15 protein-coding genes and 1 tRNA gene are annotated in these 14,457 nt (G+C 62.9%); 7 read left to right on the top strand and 9 right to left on the bottom strand.

Annotated elements, in window-relative coordinates:
- Positions 1-12: 12 nt before the first annotated feature.
- Positions 13-720, bottom strand: coding sequence for a metal-dependent hydrolase (locus NKH43_RS12160; protein ID WP_352858286.1), 708 nt, complete (start codon positions 718-720; stop codon positions 13-15).
- 117 nt (positions 721-837) lie between these two features.
- On the opposite strand from NKH43_RS12160, the gene ruvX reads away from it, so the two are divergent.
- Positions 838-1,323, top strand: a complete 486-nt coding sequence (ruvX, locus tag NKH43_RS12155; RefSeq protein ID WP_352858283.1) for a Holliday junction resolvase RuvX — start codon at positions 838-840, stop codon at positions 1,321-1,323.
- On the opposite strand, the gene NKH43_RS12150 is transcribed toward ruvX, so the two are convergent.
- The 3 genes from NKH43_RS12150 to NKH43_RS12140 form a co-directional block, all read right to left on the bottom strand.
- Entirely contained in the window at positions 1,290-1,601 is a 312-nt protein-coding gene (locus tag NKH43_RS12150; protein WP_352858280.1) for a DUF6105 family protein, read from the bottom strand. The genes ruvX and NKH43_RS12150 overlap by 34 nt on opposite strands.
- Positions 1,601-2,155, bottom strand: a complete 555-nt coding sequence (locus NKH43_RS12145; RefSeq protein WP_023717761.1) for a hypothetical protein — start codon at positions 2,153-2,155, stop codon at positions 1,601-1,603. Before NKH43_RS12145 ends, NKH43_RS12150 begins: the two co-directional genes overlap by 1 nt.
- Positions 2,156-2,318: 163 nt before the next feature.
- Complete coding sequence (locus NKH43_RS12140; RefSeq protein ID WP_023717762.1) at positions 2,319-3,947, bottom strand: DNA alkylation response protein; 1,629 nt, start codon at positions 3,945-3,947, stop codon at positions 2,319-2,321.
- A 155-nt stretch (positions 3,948-4,102) separates the two neighbouring features.
- On the opposite strand from NKH43_RS12140, the gene NKH43_RS12135 reads away from it, so the two are divergent.
- Genes NKH43_RS12135 through NKH43_RS12115 form a run of 5 tightly spaced genes read left to right on the top strand, consistent with a single transcriptional unit; the run spans position 4,103 to position 8,557 of the window.
- Positions 4,103-5,068, top strand: a complete 966-nt coding sequence (locus NKH43_RS12135) for an aspartate carbamoyltransferase catalytic subunit (protein WP_352482274.1) — start codon at positions 4,103-4,105, stop codon at positions 5,066-5,068.
- Positions 5,065-6,351: a dihydroorotase gene (locus tag NKH43_RS12130; protein WP_023717764.1), complete on the top strand. Its 1,287-nt coding sequence runs from the start codon at positions 5,065-5,067 to the stop codon at positions 6,349-6,351. Before NKH43_RS12135 ends, NKH43_RS12130 begins: the two co-directional genes overlap by 4 nt.
- A 57-nt stretch (positions 6,352-6,408) precedes the next feature.
- Complete coding sequence (gene plsY / locus NKH43_RS12125; RefSeq protein WP_352482272.1) at positions 6,409-6,996, top strand: glycerol-3-phosphate 1-O-acyltransferase PlsY; 588 nt, start codon at positions 6,409-6,411, stop codon at positions 6,994-6,996.
- On the top strand, positions 6,993-8,117 hold the full coding sequence (gene dprA / locus NKH43_RS12120) for a DNA-processing protein DprA (protein WP_352858276.1): 1,125 nt from the start codon (positions 6,993-6,995) through the stop codon (positions 8,115-8,117). Before plsY ends, dprA begins: the two co-directional genes overlap by 4 nt.
- A gap of 44 nt (positions 8,118-8,161) precedes the next feature.
- The gene (locus NKH43_RS12115; RefSeq protein WP_023717767.1) at positions 8,162-8,557 is read left to right on the top strand and encodes a hypothetical protein; all 396 of its coding nucleotides are present in this window, start codon (positions 8,162-8,164) and stop codon (positions 8,555-8,557) included.
- An 87-nt stretch (positions 8,558-8,644) separates the two neighbouring features.
- Here NKH43_RS12115 and NKH43_RS12110 read toward each other — a convergent pair.
- A tRNA-Lys gene (locus NKH43_RS12110) sits at positions 8,645-8,720 on the bottom strand.
- Between the two features lie 308 nt (positions 8,721-9,028).
- On the opposite strand from NKH43_RS12110, the gene NKH43_RS12105 reads away from it, so the two are divergent.
- On the top strand, positions 9,029-9,508 hold the full coding sequence (locus NKH43_RS12105; RefSeq protein WP_023717768.1) for a BA14K family protein: 480 nt from the start codon (positions 9,029-9,031) through the stop codon (positions 9,506-9,508).
- A 148-nt stretch (positions 9,509-9,656) separates the two neighbouring features.
- On the opposite strand, the gene glpK is transcribed toward NKH43_RS12105, so the two are convergent.
- From glpK to NKH43_RS12085, 4 genes are all read right to left on the bottom strand, one after another.
- A complete protein-coding gene (glpK, locus tag NKH43_RS12100; RefSeq protein WP_023717769.1) occupies positions 9,657-11,150 on the bottom strand; it encodes a glycerol kinase GlpK in 1,494 nt (497 codons plus the stop codon).
- Positions 11,151-11,296: 146 nt separating this feature from the next.
- Positions 11,297-13,024, bottom strand: coding sequence for an ABC transporter substrate-binding protein (locus NKH43_RS12095; RefSeq protein ID WP_023717770.1), 1,728 nt, complete (start codon positions 13,022-13,024; stop codon positions 11,297-11,299).
- A 77-nt stretch (positions 13,025-13,101) separates the two neighbouring features.
- Positions 13,102-13,368: a DUF2160 domain-containing protein gene (locus tag NKH43_RS12090; protein WP_031193610.1), complete on the bottom strand. Its 267-nt coding sequence runs from the start codon at positions 13,366-13,368 to the stop codon at positions 13,102-13,104.
- Between the two features lie 173 nt (positions 13,369-13,541).
- Positions 13,542-14,456, bottom strand: a complete 915-nt coding sequence (locus tag NKH43_RS12085; RefSeq protein ID WP_023717772.1) for a carbohydrate ABC transporter permease — start codon at positions 14,454-14,456, stop codon at positions 13,542-13,544.
- Position 14,457 lies beyond the last annotated feature (1 nt).

The raw sequence follows: 14,457 nt of genomic DNA, 5'->3' as shown, positions 1-14,457 counted from the left end.
GGTTCGGCGTTCCTACAGCGTAATCGTCTCGCCGATCTTCGGCAACGCCACTTTCACACCCGATCCGTCCAGCCCGGCCACAAACTTGTCGGCGGTCTGATCTATCATCGGAAATGTGCCGAAGTGAGCGGGAACGACCGTCTCGAACTTGAAGAAACGCTGGCAGGCAAGAGCTGCCACCGCACCACCCATGGTGAAGCGGTCGCCGATCGGCGCGATGCCGATCTTCGGCTCATGTAACTCGTTGATCAGCGCCATGTCGGAAAAGATGTCGGTGTCGCCCATATGATAGAGCGTCTTATCCTCGGGGAAGTGCAGGACGAGCCCGCCCGGATTGCCGAGATAGGTGTTCTGGCCGCCCTCGCCAGGAAAGGACGATGAATGCAGAGCCTGAACGAAAGTGGTGGTGAAGCCGCCGCAATCGACGGTACCGCCGATATTGCCGGGATTGATCTGCTTGTCACTGACGCCTTTGCCGACCAGGTACATGCAAATCTCGAAATTGGCGACCAGCATCGCGCCGCTTTTCTTGAGCACTTCGACGGCGCCGCTGATGTGGTCGCTGTGGCCATGGGTAAGCAACACGTGCGTGACCCCTTCGGCCGGCCCTTCCCAGCCGCCTGTCCATGACGGGTTGCCGACCAGATACGGGTCGATGAGGATTTTCGCGCCTTCGATTTCGACGCGGAATGCCGAGTGTCCGTACCAGGTAAGTTTCATCAATGCCTTCCTCGATTTTTGCTTCGGTAGAGGCTAGAACGCCGACGGCGAAATTAAAGTGCCGCGGCATATGTTGCGCGTATAGGAAGTGCAGCGTCGCGGTCAAAGGAAAAGCCGTTGGGCATCATCACGATCGAGGAGTTGCCGGGCCGGCTCGGCGGCGGCAAGACCCTGGCTGGGCTCGACCTCGGCGACAAGACGATCGGCGTGGCGGTTTCGGACCGCGGCTTGTCGTTCGCGCACCCGCGCCCTGTCATCATGCGCAGGAAATTCTCGCTCGATGCCGCGGTGCTGCTCGCTCTGCTGCAGAAGGAAAATGCCGGCGCAGTGGTGATCGGCCTCCCCATCAACATGGACGGCTCGGAAGGCCCACGCGCCCAAAAATCCCGCGCTTTCGTCCGCAACATGGCTGGATTGACCGATCTGCCGTTCGTCTTTTGGGACGAAAGGCTGTCGACGGTGGCGGCCGAGCGGACACTGATCGAGATGGATTTTTCCCGCAAGAAACGCGCCGGCAAGATCGATTCAGCGGCGGCGGCCTTCATCCTGCAGGGTGTTCTCGACCGGCTTCAGGCGCTCGGAGTCGATGCCTGGTCGAAATAGCGATTGCGCGTTGCCTTGATCCAGTTGCCGATCGCCTTGCGGCGGCGAAATGCCCAGAACGCCATCAGCAGTAGGCCGTCGAAGACGCAAGCCTTCGCCACCATGCCCGGGATGAGCGCCGGATCGACGCCGAGCATCTGCCCATAAAGCTGGAAAACGAGATCGTGCAATTGGCGGCTCAGCATGACATAGCCGAAATTGATGTCGTTGAGCGACAGAAAGAACCAGCCCCAGAACAGGAGGAGCGGAGCCGCCCACAGCGCGAACAAGGTGCGCATCAGCGATCGTCCCTCGAATCCGGCCGGCCCGAAATGCGCGCAAGCGAGGAATTGTACGCCGCTGCCTTGGCCATGATATGCGCGGCCGCGCGGATTTCGCCGGTCACTGGAACTGCCGCGGCAGCGGCTGAGCGCCGCTCGGCGAGCATCGCGACATATGACGCCAGAAGTGCCGCCAATTGCACGGCGACAACCATGAACAGCCCATTGATGCCTTGCGCAGCGCCGCCGATGACGATCAACGACAGCACGCCCGAGGCCGAGATGAAGGCGATCCGCACAACACTGTCGGCTGGGTCCGGGTTGGTGGCGTCGCTGGTCAATGCTTCAACAAAGGCCCAGCAGAACAGCACCGCGACGACAAGCAATGCCACGGCGAGCGGCGCCACGACGACGGCGTTTTCAAGATCGGCAAAGCGAGTGTTCTGGACGGGAACGCCGAGCACGCCAAGGGCCGCCGCGACGCCACGATTCCCATCGATGCAGATGAACGCCAGCAGGGCGAAAACGGCCGCCCAATGCAATGCCAGAAAAGAGCTCAAAATATGCCGCATGACGCTCCTGCTTCGCAGGACAAAGACCGCTCAGCCGAACAGTCCTTGCCTTAACCATAACACTGGGCTTTGCCACCGGCCGCCGCAATGGAAACCATTTGTTAAGGTTAACGATCATCCACAGGGCGCGCGAAAAAAAGCGGCTACGACCCGGGCGACGGCACTAGTTGATCGGCGGGTAGAGCGTGTCGATGATCATCCGCGCATCGTGGCGCGAATCGAGCATTCCATAGGTGTTGCGCCACTGGCCGGCGAGGCGCGTCTCGACGAAGGCGTCGGCGATCCGCCCTGCCCCCAGCCTGCGAAGCTCTGCCGCCGCCGCCGACAATGCCAATTGCTCGGTCAACAGCCGCGCTGAGCCCTCGTCGGTTGCAGCGACCTGCATTGCTGCCTTGAGCACGCCGACGGTGCCGCGTCCGCCAGCGCCGAGATCGCGGTCGATGCCGGCCAGCACGTCATCGAACAGGCCTGGCGCGCGGCCGAGCACTCGCAACACGTCGAGCGCCATGACGTTGCCTGAACCCTCCCAGATCGCGTTGACCGGAGCTTCGCGATAGTAGCGGGCGAGCGGCCCCTCCTCGACATAGCCATTGCCGCCGAGGCATTCCATCGCCTCATAGAGCAGCGGCGGCGCAATCTTGCAGACCCAGTATTTGACGACCGGCGTCATGGCGCGGGCGAAGGCCGCCTCGCCGCGGTCGCCGGCCGCCTCGTCGAAGGAGCGCGCCAGCCGGAACGACAGCGCGGTAGCGGCGGCAACGTCGAGCGCCATGTCGGCCAGAACACGCTGCATCAGCGGCTGCTCGATCAGATTGGTTCCGAACACCTGGCGGTGGCGCGTATGGTGGACGGCCTCGGCCAGTCCGGCCCGCATGATCGCCGAGGAGGCGACGGCACAGTCGAGCCGCGTCAGGGTCACCATGTCCATGATCGTCTTCACGCCGGCGCCGGGCTCGCCAACCATCTCGCCGATGGCATTGACGAATTCCACCTCGGAGGACGCATTGGAGCGGTTGCCGAGCTTGTCCTTCAGCCGCTGAAAGCGGAAGCCGTTGCCGGATCCGTCGCCAAGCAAGCGGGGAACGAGAAAGCACGACAGTCCCTCCGGCGCCTGTCCGAGCACCAGGAAGGCATCCGACATCGGCGCCGACATGAACCATTTGTGGCCGGTCAGGCGATAAAAACCGCTGCCGGCGCGCTCGGCCTTGGTGACGTTGGCACGAACATCGGTACCGCCTTGCTTCTCGGTCATGCCCATGCCGAGCGTCAGCCCGGCTTTTTCGACCGGCGGCTTTTGGCCCTGATCGTATTTGCGCGTCGTCACCCGAGGCGCCCATTCGCGAAACAGTTTCGGGCTGGCCATCAGCGCTGCCAGCGAAGCGCTGGTCATGGTGATCGGGCAAAGATGCCCGGTTTCGAGCTCAGCCGTGAGGTAAAAGCGCGCGGCGCGCACTTGGTGGCGGCGGCCGATCTCGGCGTCGCCATTCTCCCAGACCGACGAATGCAGCCCGTTGGCGACCGAGCGGCGCATCAGCGCGTGATAGGCGGGGTGGAACTCGACCTGGTCGATGCGCCGGCCCTGGCGATCATGGGTCCTGAGCTTCGGCGTCTCGACATTGGCAAGACGGGCCAGCTCCTGCGCCTCATGCGTCAAAACGAAACGGCCAAGCCCGTCGAGGTCCTTGCGCACCGGATCGGAAAAGCGCTCGGCAAGCTGGATCAGCAACGGATCGCCCCGCCAGGCGTTGCCGCCGGCCAGCGGCGGCGGCTGGTTGGTCACGTCGTCGGTCACGCTTCGTCCTTATCACCTGAAGTCTGCGAATCCAAAGTCATCGCGGTTTATAGCCTATGGCCGGCGGCGCGCGACGAAAATACCGGGGAGAACCGATCCAATCCCAAGCCGGTGCTTGCAGCCGCGGAGCCTCCCCCCTATAGCAGCGACTTGAGATGACTGACGCATCGTCCCTTCCACTTTATCCCCACCGCCATCTTCTAGGCATCCGCGATCTTTCCCCCGCCGACATCGAGCTTCTGCTCGACCGGGCGGACCGGGCCGTTGCCATCTCGCGGCAATCGGACAAGAAGACATCGACGCTGCGCGGCCGCACCCAGATCAATCTCTTCTACGAAGCCTCGACCCGTACGCAATCGTCGTTCGAGCTGGCCGGCAAACGGCTCGGCGCCGACGTCATGAACATGTCGGTGGCAAGCTCGTCGGTGAAGAAGGGCGAGACGCTGATCGATACCGCGATGACGCTGAACGCCATGCGCCCCGACATATTGATCATCCGCCACCAATCGGCGGGCGCGGCGGCACTTCTTGCTCAAAAGGTCGGCTGCTCGGTGGTCAATGCCGGCGACGGCGCTCATGAACATCCAACGCAGGCGCTGCTCGACGCGCTGACCATCCGCCGCGCCAAGGGTCCGTTATCGAAGCTGATCGTGGCGATCTGCGGTGACATCCTGCATTCGCGCGTGGCCCGCTCCAATATCATTCTGCTCAACGCACTCGGTGCCCAAGTACGGGTCGTCGCCCCTTCGACGCTTTTGCCCGCCGGCATCGAGAAGATGGGCGTCATCGTCACCCGCTCGATGGGCGAGGGTCTGAAGGACGCCGACGTGGTGATGATGTTGCGCCTGCAGCGCGAACGCATGGAAGGCGCTTTCGTACCCTCGGTGCGCGAATATTTCCGCTATTTCGGGCTCGACGCCGAGAAGCTGAAAGCGGCCAAGGACGGTGCGCTGGTCATGCATCCCGGCCCGATGAACCGCGGAGTCGAGATCGCCTCCGAGATCGCCGACGGCCCGCAAAGCGTTATCCAGGAGCAGGTTGAGATGGGCGTCGCCGTGCGCATGGCGGTGATGGAAGCGCTGCTCGACCCCCGTCGAAACCACGAGGGCCGCGGCGCATGAGCATAACGGTCTTCAGCCGCGCCCGCATCGTCGACCCATCGCGCGGCATCGACGAGATAGGCACCGTCATCGTCGAAGGGCGCAAAATCGTTGCCGCCGGCAAGGCGGCCTTGAACCAGGGCGCGCCCGAAGACGCCACGATCATCGAGTGCGCTGGTAAGGCGATCATCCCCGGCCTGATCGATGCACGTGTCTTCATCGGCGAACCGGGCGGCGAACACCGCGAAACCATCGCATCGGCGAGCATTGCTGCGGCGGCGGGCGGCGTCACCTCAATCGTCATGATGCCCGATACCGACCCGGTGATCGACAATGTCGCTTTGGTCGAGTTTGTGCTGCGCACCGCCAAGGACACGGCAATCGTCAACATCTTTCCGGCGGCAGCGATCACCAAGGGGCTGGAAGGCCGCGAGATGACCGAATTCGGCCTATTGCGCGAGGCTGGAGCGGTCGCCTTCACCGACGGCCGGCATTCTATCGCCAGCGCGCTGGTGATGCGTCGCGCGCTGACCTACGCGCGCGATTTCGACGGCGTCATCGCGCATGAAACCCAGGACGCCGATCTCGCCTCGGCCGGCGTGATGAACGAAGGCCTTTACGCAAGCTGGCTTGGCCTTGCCGGCATTCCTCGCGAGGCCGAATCAATCCCCCTGGAGCGCGATCTCGCGCTGGCTCGCCTGACCGGCGGCTCCTATCACGCTGCCAAGATCTCGACGGCTATGGCGGCAGACGCGGTAGCGCGCGCAAAAGCCGACGGCGCCAACGTCACAGCAGGCGTGTCGATCCACAATCTGTCGCTCAACGAGAATGATGTCGGCGAGTACCGCACCTTCTTCCGGCTGACGCCGCCGCTGCGCGCCGAGGAAGACCGGCTGGCGATGATCGAGGCGGTCAAGGACGGCACCATCGACCTCATCGTCTCCTCGCACGACCCGCAGGACGTCGACACCAAGCGCCTGCCCTTCGCCGATGCTGCGGCCGGCGCCATCGGGCTGGAAACGCTGCTGGGCGCGGCGCTGCGGCTCTATCACAATGGCGACGTGACGCTGCTCCGGCTGGTCGAGACCTTATCCACCGCGCCGGCAAGATTGTTCAGCCTGCCCGGCGGCACGCTGAAACCGGGGGCTTTGGCCGACCTTGCACTCGTCGATCTGGACGAGCCATGGATCGTCAGCGAGAGCGGCATCCGCTCGCGCTCGAAAAACACCTGTTTCGAAGGCGCGCGGCTGCAAGGCAAAGTCTTGCAAACGATGGTGGCGGGCCGCACAGTGTTTTCGGCCTAGGACGGAACAGGCGTCACGCCTTCAAATCCGTTCAGCCAAGGAAACTTCGGGGGAACAATGGCTTACAGTCCCGTCTTGGCATTGGTGTTCGGCTATCTTCTCGGCTCGATCCCCTTCGGGCTGCTGATCACCCGTGCCGCCGGCCTCGGCGACGTGCGCAACATCGGCTCCGGCAACATCGGCGCCACCAATGTGCTGCGCACCGGCAACAAGGGTCTGGCGGCGGCCACCCTGCTGCTCGACGCCCTTAAAGGCACCGCGGCTGTGCTGATCGCCGGCCGCTTTGCACCTGAGCTCGGACTCTGGGCCGGTTTCGGTGCGTTTCTAGGCCACCTCTTTCCGGTCTGGCTCGGCTTCAAGGGCGGCAAGGGTGTCGCCACCTACCTCGGCGTGCTGATCGGCCTTGCCTGGCAGGTGGCGGTGATCTTCGCCGTTGTCTGGCTCGCGGTGGCTTTCCTGTTCCGCTACTCCTCGCTGGCGGCATTGACGGCAGCGGTCGTCGTGCCAGTGGCCTTGTACTTCCTGAGCACGCCGCAGATTGCCGGGCTTTTCGCGGCGATGAGCCTGATCGTCATCATAAAGCACCGCGCCAACATTGCGCGGCTGCTTGCCGGCACCGAGGGTAAGATCGGGGCAAAGGAGTGAGCGAGCCCGCCGCCGGGCCGCGCCTCAGCGACCGGCAGCGGCTGAGCTGGCTTCGCCTGATCCGCACGCCGAATGTCGGCCCGGCTTCCTTTCGCGACCTGATCAACCGGTTCGGTTCGGCCGAAGCAGCGCTTGCGATGCTGCCGGAGCTGATGATTTCGGGTGGCGCCAAAAAAATCGTCCGCATTCCGTCCATTGGCGAGGCCGAGGCCGAGCTGGAGGCAGCCAGGCGGGCGGGCGCCCGCTTCGTCGGCATCGGCGAGGCGGATTATCCGCCGCTGATGAAGAGCATGGACCATCCGCCGCCGTTGCTCGCGGTCAGGGGTAATAGTGCGGTGTTCCGCTTGCCCGCGATCGCCATCGTCGGCGCCCGAAACGCCTCGCTGGCCGGCATCAAGATGGCGCGGATGCTGGCGGCGGATCTCGGCCGCGACGGCTATGGCATCGTCTCCGGCCTGGCGCGCGGCATCGATACGGCCGCGCACCAGGGCAGCCTTTCGACCGGCACGATCGGCGTGCTCGCCGGCGGCCTCGATTTGCCCTACCCGCCCGAAAATGCCGGGCTGTGCGACGAGATCGCGGAGCGCGGCGGCGCCATCATCTCCGAAATGCCATTTGGCTGGCAGCCGCGCGCACAGGATTTTCCGCGCCGCAACCGGCTTGTTGCCGGTGCTGCATTGGGATTGGTGGTGGTCGAGGCCGCACAGCGCTCCGGCTCGCTGATCAGCGCCCGGCTTGCCGGCGAGATGGGCCGCCTGGTCTTTGCCGTTCCCGGTTCGCCGCTCGATCCGCGCGCCGCCGGCACCAATGGCCTGCTCAAGGACGGCGCCACCCTTGTCACCGAGGCCGCCGATATCACCAGCGCGGTCGCGCCGCTGCTCGGCGCCTGGACGCCAAGGACATCGCCGCTCGAAGAGCCGCCCGACTTTTCAGCAACACCGCCGCCGCGCGAGGACGACCGCGACCGCGTCGTCGAGGCGCTCGGCCCGACGCCGGTAGCAGTCGACGAGATTATCCGCCACACCGGCCTGCATCCCGCTCAAGTGTTCATGGTGCTGCTGGAGCTCGACCTCGCCGGACGGCTCGAACGCCATCCCGGCGGTAGTGTCTCGCTGATTTGACCGGGAGCTTGCGCATGTCCCGGCGCGCATTCAGACGTGATTTCATGACCGATCTAAGCAACAAACCAAAGCGGACGCTGTTCACTCGTAAGACGGCCTTCGTTTGGGCGGCATTGAGCGTCGTGCTGGCGCTGCAATGGTCGATGGATCTCGGCACGCTGGGTTTTCCCGACAGCTATACAACGCCCTTCGCAAGAGGGACGAGCACGCTTCTGGGCATTCTGACGGCAGCCTGCATGGCCCAGGGTCTCTACTTTTTCCTGGCCGGCGTGTTCGGCAGAAAGGTAAGCGCCGTCGGTCTTTGCCCGCAAATCCTTGCCGCAGCGGTTCTCACGGTGGTGCCGGCGCTTATCGTGAAGGATTGTCCGCATTCGCAGCTGTGCAGCAGAGCCTATGAGGCGCTCACCGGCACGATGATGGACGATGGGGCGGGTGGTTAAGGCCACCGCATGCGTTCGGCACGAGGTTGTCACCCATTTCTTAGGTACAAACTGTTACCCATGTCTCCGGGCCGTACATCTGGATTTTGGTGAGCGCGATGGGATTCGAACCCATGACCTACTGATTAAAAGTCAGTTGCTCTACCGGCTGAGCTACGCGCTCCCGCGGGCTCAGAAAGGCCGCCCTCGAAATTGCGCGGAACATAGGGAGAGTGCCTCTGCCGGTCAACCGGAAAAAGACGGCTCGCACACCGGGCTTTCCAGCAGTGTCATCATGCCTTGCGGAGCGCTTCGGCGTTGACGGAACTGCCTCCCTCTCGCACAAGGCCGAAGCTCGCCCTCTATGGCGACAAAGGCAAGCAGCAAATCGGGAGAACCTTTGCGGATCAGCAACTTGGGATTTTTGGCGGAACAATTTGCGCAGCCTGCCCGTTTCCCGCGATAAGGGACATGCGTTTCAAGGAGAAGACCATGAATAGGATCATGTCGGGCCTGCTGGCGACCACTCTTTCGATCTCATTCGCTGCCGCGGAGATCGTGCCAGTCAACGCTCAGCCCAGCTATGCGCCCCCGGCCCAGGGGATCACCTCGAATGTCCAGACCGTCCAGTACGAGCCGTGGCGGAGGCACCGGAGTTTCAACCGCGATTTCTCGCGTCGCGATTTCTCCCGGCGCAGTTTTGCGCGTGACGATGGCATGTATTGGCGTGGCCATCGCGGCTATCGCGAATATCGTCGCGGCTATCGCCGTCACGGTGACTACTGGTTCCCGCTGGCCGCCTTCGCCACCGGAGCGCTGATTACGGGCGCCATCGTCAACAGCCAGAATCGTGTCTATCGTGGCGATGCCCACGTGCAGTGGTGCTACGACCGTTATCGGAGCTATCGCGCTTCTGACAACACTTACCAGCCCAACTACGGTCCGCGCCGGCAGTGCCGGTCGCCTTACTGAGTCCTAAAGCGCGTCGCGTTCGATCGGCCTCATGCGACGCGCTATCGCAAAACCGCTGTTTGCGCGACATGCATTAGATTAGAGGCTGCAGGCCCGCGCCCGAAACGGCGCGGATGTTTCATTAGTGCGTATCCGGTGGCATCCCTGCCTATTGAGTACTGAGCGTCCTGCGTACAGCGTGGCGCCAACCTGCCAGCTTGGCGGCACGTGTCGAAGCATCCATGTCCGGCTTGAACCGGCGCTCGAGCGCCCAACTCCTGGCGAATTCCGCGGCCTTCGGCCAGACACCCGCCTTCGAGCCGGCCAGCCAAGCCGCACCAAGCGCCGTCGTCTCGAGAATTGTCGGCCGGTCGACCGGCGCATCGAGAATGTCGGCCAGCCGCTGCATGGTCCAGTCCGACGCCACCATGCCGCCATCGACCCTGAGCACGGTCTTGGCCGAGGCGCCCTTCCAGTCCTTTCGCATGGCGTCAAGCAGGTCGCGGGTCTGGAAGGCAACGGATTCCAGTGCCGCGCGGGCAAATTCCGCCGGCCCCGAATTGCGGGTCAGCCCGAAGATGGCGCCGCGCGCCTCGGCATCCCAGTGCGGTGCGCCGAGCCCGACGAAAGCCGGCACCAGATAGACGTTCTGCGTTGGATCGGCTTCCGCCGCCAATTTGCCGCTCTGCTCGGCCTTGCCGATCACCTTGATGCCGTCGCGCAGCCATTGTACGGCGGCGCCGGCGATAAAGATCGAGCCCTCCAGTGCATAGGTGGTCTTGCCGTTCAGCCTATAGGCGATGGTGGTCAAAAGCCGGTTCTTCGAACGCACCAGATCGCTGCCGGTGTTGAGCAGCGCGAAGCAACCGGTGCCGTAGGTGGATTTCATCATGCCCGGATCGAAACAGGCCTGGCCGATCGCCGCCGCATGCTGGTCGCCGGCCACACCGAGGATTCTGATCTCTGCACCAAACAGGCTTTTGTCTGTGATTCCAAAATCATCGGCACAATCTTTCACCTGCGGCAGCATTCTTGCAGGTATGCCAAGAATGGCCAGCAGCTCGTCGTCCCAGGCATTTTGTTCGATGTTGTAGACCAGTGTGCGCGAGGCATTGGTGGCGTCAGTGGCGTGGACCTTGCCGCCAGTCAGGCGCCAAATCAGAAAACTGTCGATGGTGCCGGCCAGCAGTTCGCCCTTCTCGGCGCGTTTTCTGGCGCCCTTCACCTTGTCCAGCATCCAGGCGATCTTGGTGCCGGAGAAATAGGGATCGAGTAGCAGGCCGGTCTTTTTTGTGAATTTCTTCTCCAGCCCCAGCTTCTTCAGTTTCTGGCATAGCGGCGCGGTGCGGCGGTCCTGCCAGACAATCGCGTTGTGGATCGGCTTGCCGGTCTCTTTGTCCCAGATGACGACGGTTTCGCGCTGGTTGGTAATGCCGATCGCGGCGACTTCGGCTGCGTTGCGGCCAGCTGTCTTCAGCGCGGCCTTCACCGTTTCCACGACGCTTGCCCATATCTCCTCGGGATCGTGCTCGACCCAGCCGGAGGCCGGATAATATTGAGTGAATTCCTTTTGCCCGCTGCCGACGACCTTCATCTTGTCGGCGAACAGGATCGCCCGGCTCGATGTCGTCCCCTGGTCGATTGCAAGGATGTATCCGGTCATTCTCTCTCCCGTCGAAGCGAATTCAAAGGTGCTACGGTGTCTCGACGCCAGACGGCGCGGAGCCGTTCACGCAAACAGGGGAGACGGCAACATGCCGCCTCCCCTGAGCATGGCGATGCGGGCGCGGACGCCCGCATCAAACGGTCCTATTGCTGCCAGCTCTTCACCAGCTCGTCGTAGTTGATGGTGACCGGCTTTTCCTTCTCGTTCTCGATCTTGAGCTGAGGAGCGAGATTGCCCTTCTTGACCGCGTCGGCGTTCCAGTAGGCGAGGTCATGCTCTTCGGCCATCTTCGGGCCAATATCGCCCTGGACGCCCGACTTCTCGATGCGGCTCATCACCTTTTCCTGCTCGGCGCAGAGCGAGTCCATCGCTTCCTGCGGGCTCTTGGCGCCCGACGAAGCATCGCCGATCGCCTGCCACCAGAGCTGTGCCAGCTTCGGATAGTCCGGCACGTTGGTGCCGGTCGGCGACCACTGGACGCGCGCCGGCGAGCGGTAGAACTCGATCAAGCCGCCGAGCTTTGGCGCACGTTCGGTGAAGCTCTTGTCGTGGATCGTGCTCTCGCGGATGAAGGTCAGGCCGACATGGCTCTTCTTCACGTCGACCGTCTTCGAGGTGACGAACTGCGCGTAGAGCCAGGCGGCCTTGGCGCGGTCGGTCGGCGTCGACTTCATCAGCGTCCAGGAACCGACGTCCTGATAGCCGAGCTTCATGCCGTCCTTCCAGTAGACGCCATGCGGCGACGGCGCCATGCGCCACTTCGGCGTGCCGTCGTCGTTCAGCACGGCCTTGGCGCTGGCGTCGACCATGCTGGCGGTGAAGGCGGTGTACCAGAAGATCTGCTGGGCAACCGCGCCCTGCGCCGGAACTGGCCCCGATTCGGAGAAGGTCATGCCTTGGGCTTCCGCCGGTGCATAGGCCTTCAGCCAATCGAGATACTTCTGGATGGAGTAGACGGAAGCCGGACCATTGGTGTCGCCGCCGCGCGCCGTGCAGGAACCGACCGGACGCGAATTCTCGTCGACCTTGATGCCCCATTCGTCGACGGGCAGACCGTTCGGAATGCCCTTGTCGCCATTGCCGGCCATCGACAGCCAGGCGTCGGTGAACCGCCAGCCGAGCGACGGGTCCTTCTTGCCATAGTCCATATGGCCGTAGACCTTCTTGCCGTCGATCTCACGCCCGGTGAAGAACGCTGCAATGTCCTCATAGGCCGACCAATTCACCGGCACGCCGAGGTCGTAGCCGTATTTGGCCTTGAAGTCCGCCTTGTTCTTCTCGTCGTTGAACCAGTCGTAACGGAACCAGTAGAGGTTCGCGAACTGCTGGTCAGGAAGCTGGTAGAGTTTCTTGTCGGGCGCGGTGGTGAACGAGGTGCCGATGAAATCCTTCAGGTCGAGATTCGGATTGGTGACATCCTTGCCGTCGCCTGCCATCCAGTCGGTCAGGTTGCGCACCTGCTGGTAGCGCCAGTGCGTGCCGATCAGATCGGAATCGTTGACCCAGCCGTCATAGAGGTTCTGGCCGGTCTGCATCTGGGTCTGGATCTTCTCGACAACGTCGCCTTCCTGGGTGACGTCGTGCGTAACCTTGATGCCGGTGATGGCTGTAAAGGCCGGCGCCAGCACCTGCGATTCATACTGATGCGTGGCGATGGTTTCGGAAACCACCTTGATATCCATGCCGGCGAAAGGTTTCGCGGCATCGATGAACCATTGCATTTCGGCTTCCTGGCCGGCGCGGTCGAGCGTCGACAGGTCGCCGATTTCCTTGTCCAGGAAGGCCTTGGCCTCGTCCATTCCGGCATAGGCGTTGCTTGCCCCGAGCAACAGGACAAGCGCAGTTGTTGATGTCAAGAATTGCCGTCGCATGTATTTCCTCCACTGTTAAGTTCAAAGTGCGATCTGGATCGGCGGCCGGCACGCCGCCGTTCCAACAGTTTCCCCCTCTATACGTAGCGGAACACGCCGACGGCGTAGACCACGGAGAGAGCGAGAGCCCACCACAGATTGGGTCCGACTAGACCCAGCCAAGCGAGATGGATAAAGGCACTGCCAAGCAGCGACAGGAACAAGCGGTCGCCGCGCGTCGTTTCGAAGCGCAGCACGCCGACGCGCGGATTGCCGCCCGGCGAGACGTATTCCCACACCGCCATGCCGCAAAGCAGCAGAAAGATGGTTCCAAAGAAGGCCGCGGTCGGCCACGTCCAGGCCATCCACGAAAAATCGAGGTTGGACGAGAGGTTAAATCCCCACAGGCGGATATTGGCCGGATCGCTGAAGCCTACCGTTATTGCCACGAAATCGATTTGAAGGGCCACCCAGGCCACGACGACCAGGGCGAGAAACAGCACGGCCCACCACCATGGGCTTCTGTCGACCTGCTCCATCATACCCTCCCCAGGGCAAAGCCCTTGGCGATGTAGTTGCGCACAAACCAGATGACGAGCGCGCCGGGAATCAGCGTCAGCACGCCGGCTGCGGCGAGCAGCCCCCAATCCATGCCGGCGGCCGAAACGGTGCGGGTCATGGTCGCGGCGATCGGCTTGGCGTCCGTGGTCGTCAGCGTGCGGGCGATCAGCAGCTCGACCCACGAGAACATGAAGCAGAAGAAGCACGCCACGCCGATGCCGCTCGCAATCAGCGGCATGAAGATCTTGATGAAGAAGCGCGGGAACGAATAGCCGTCGATATAGGCGGTCTCATCGATCTCCTTCGGCACCCCCGACATGAAGCCTTCGAGGATCCACACCGCCAGCGGCACGTTGAACAGGCAATGCGCCAGAGCCACGGCGATATGGGTGTCGATAAGGCCGAAGGCCGAATAAAGCTGGAAGAATGGCAGCGCGAACACCGCCGGCGGCGCCATGCGGTTGGTCAGCAGCCAGAAGAACAGATGCTTGTCGCCGAGGAAGCGATAGCGCGAAAAAGCATAGGCAGCAGGCAGTGCTGCGGCCACCGAAATCACCATGTTCATAACCACATAGGTGATCGAGTTGATGTAGCCCGAATACCAGGACGCGTCGGTGAAGATGGTGCGGTAATTCGCCAATGTCGGTGCGTGCGGGTAGAGCGTCAGCGACGAGACGATCTCGCCATTGGTCTTGAAGCTCATATTGATGAGCCAGTAGATCGGCAAAAGCAGAACGATGATGTAGAGCGTCGGCACGATCCACCACCAACGCGACTCCTCGCCGCGACGGCGCATCAGCCGTGCGATCTCGTCCTGCCGCAGCGTGCTGGCTAATCCTTGCGAAGCTGTCGTCTCGCTCACTCTGTCGGCTCTTTCGTCAGCGCGGCTCATC

The organism is Mesorhizobium sp. M1163, assembly GCF_040318415.1.
Classification (GTDB): domain Bacteria; phylum Pseudomonadota; class Alphaproteobacteria; order Rhizobiales; family Rhizobiaceae; genus Mesorhizobium.
The sequence above is the reverse complement of the archived record's forward strand: the minus strand, read 5'-3'. Positions and strand labels throughout refer to the sequence as shown.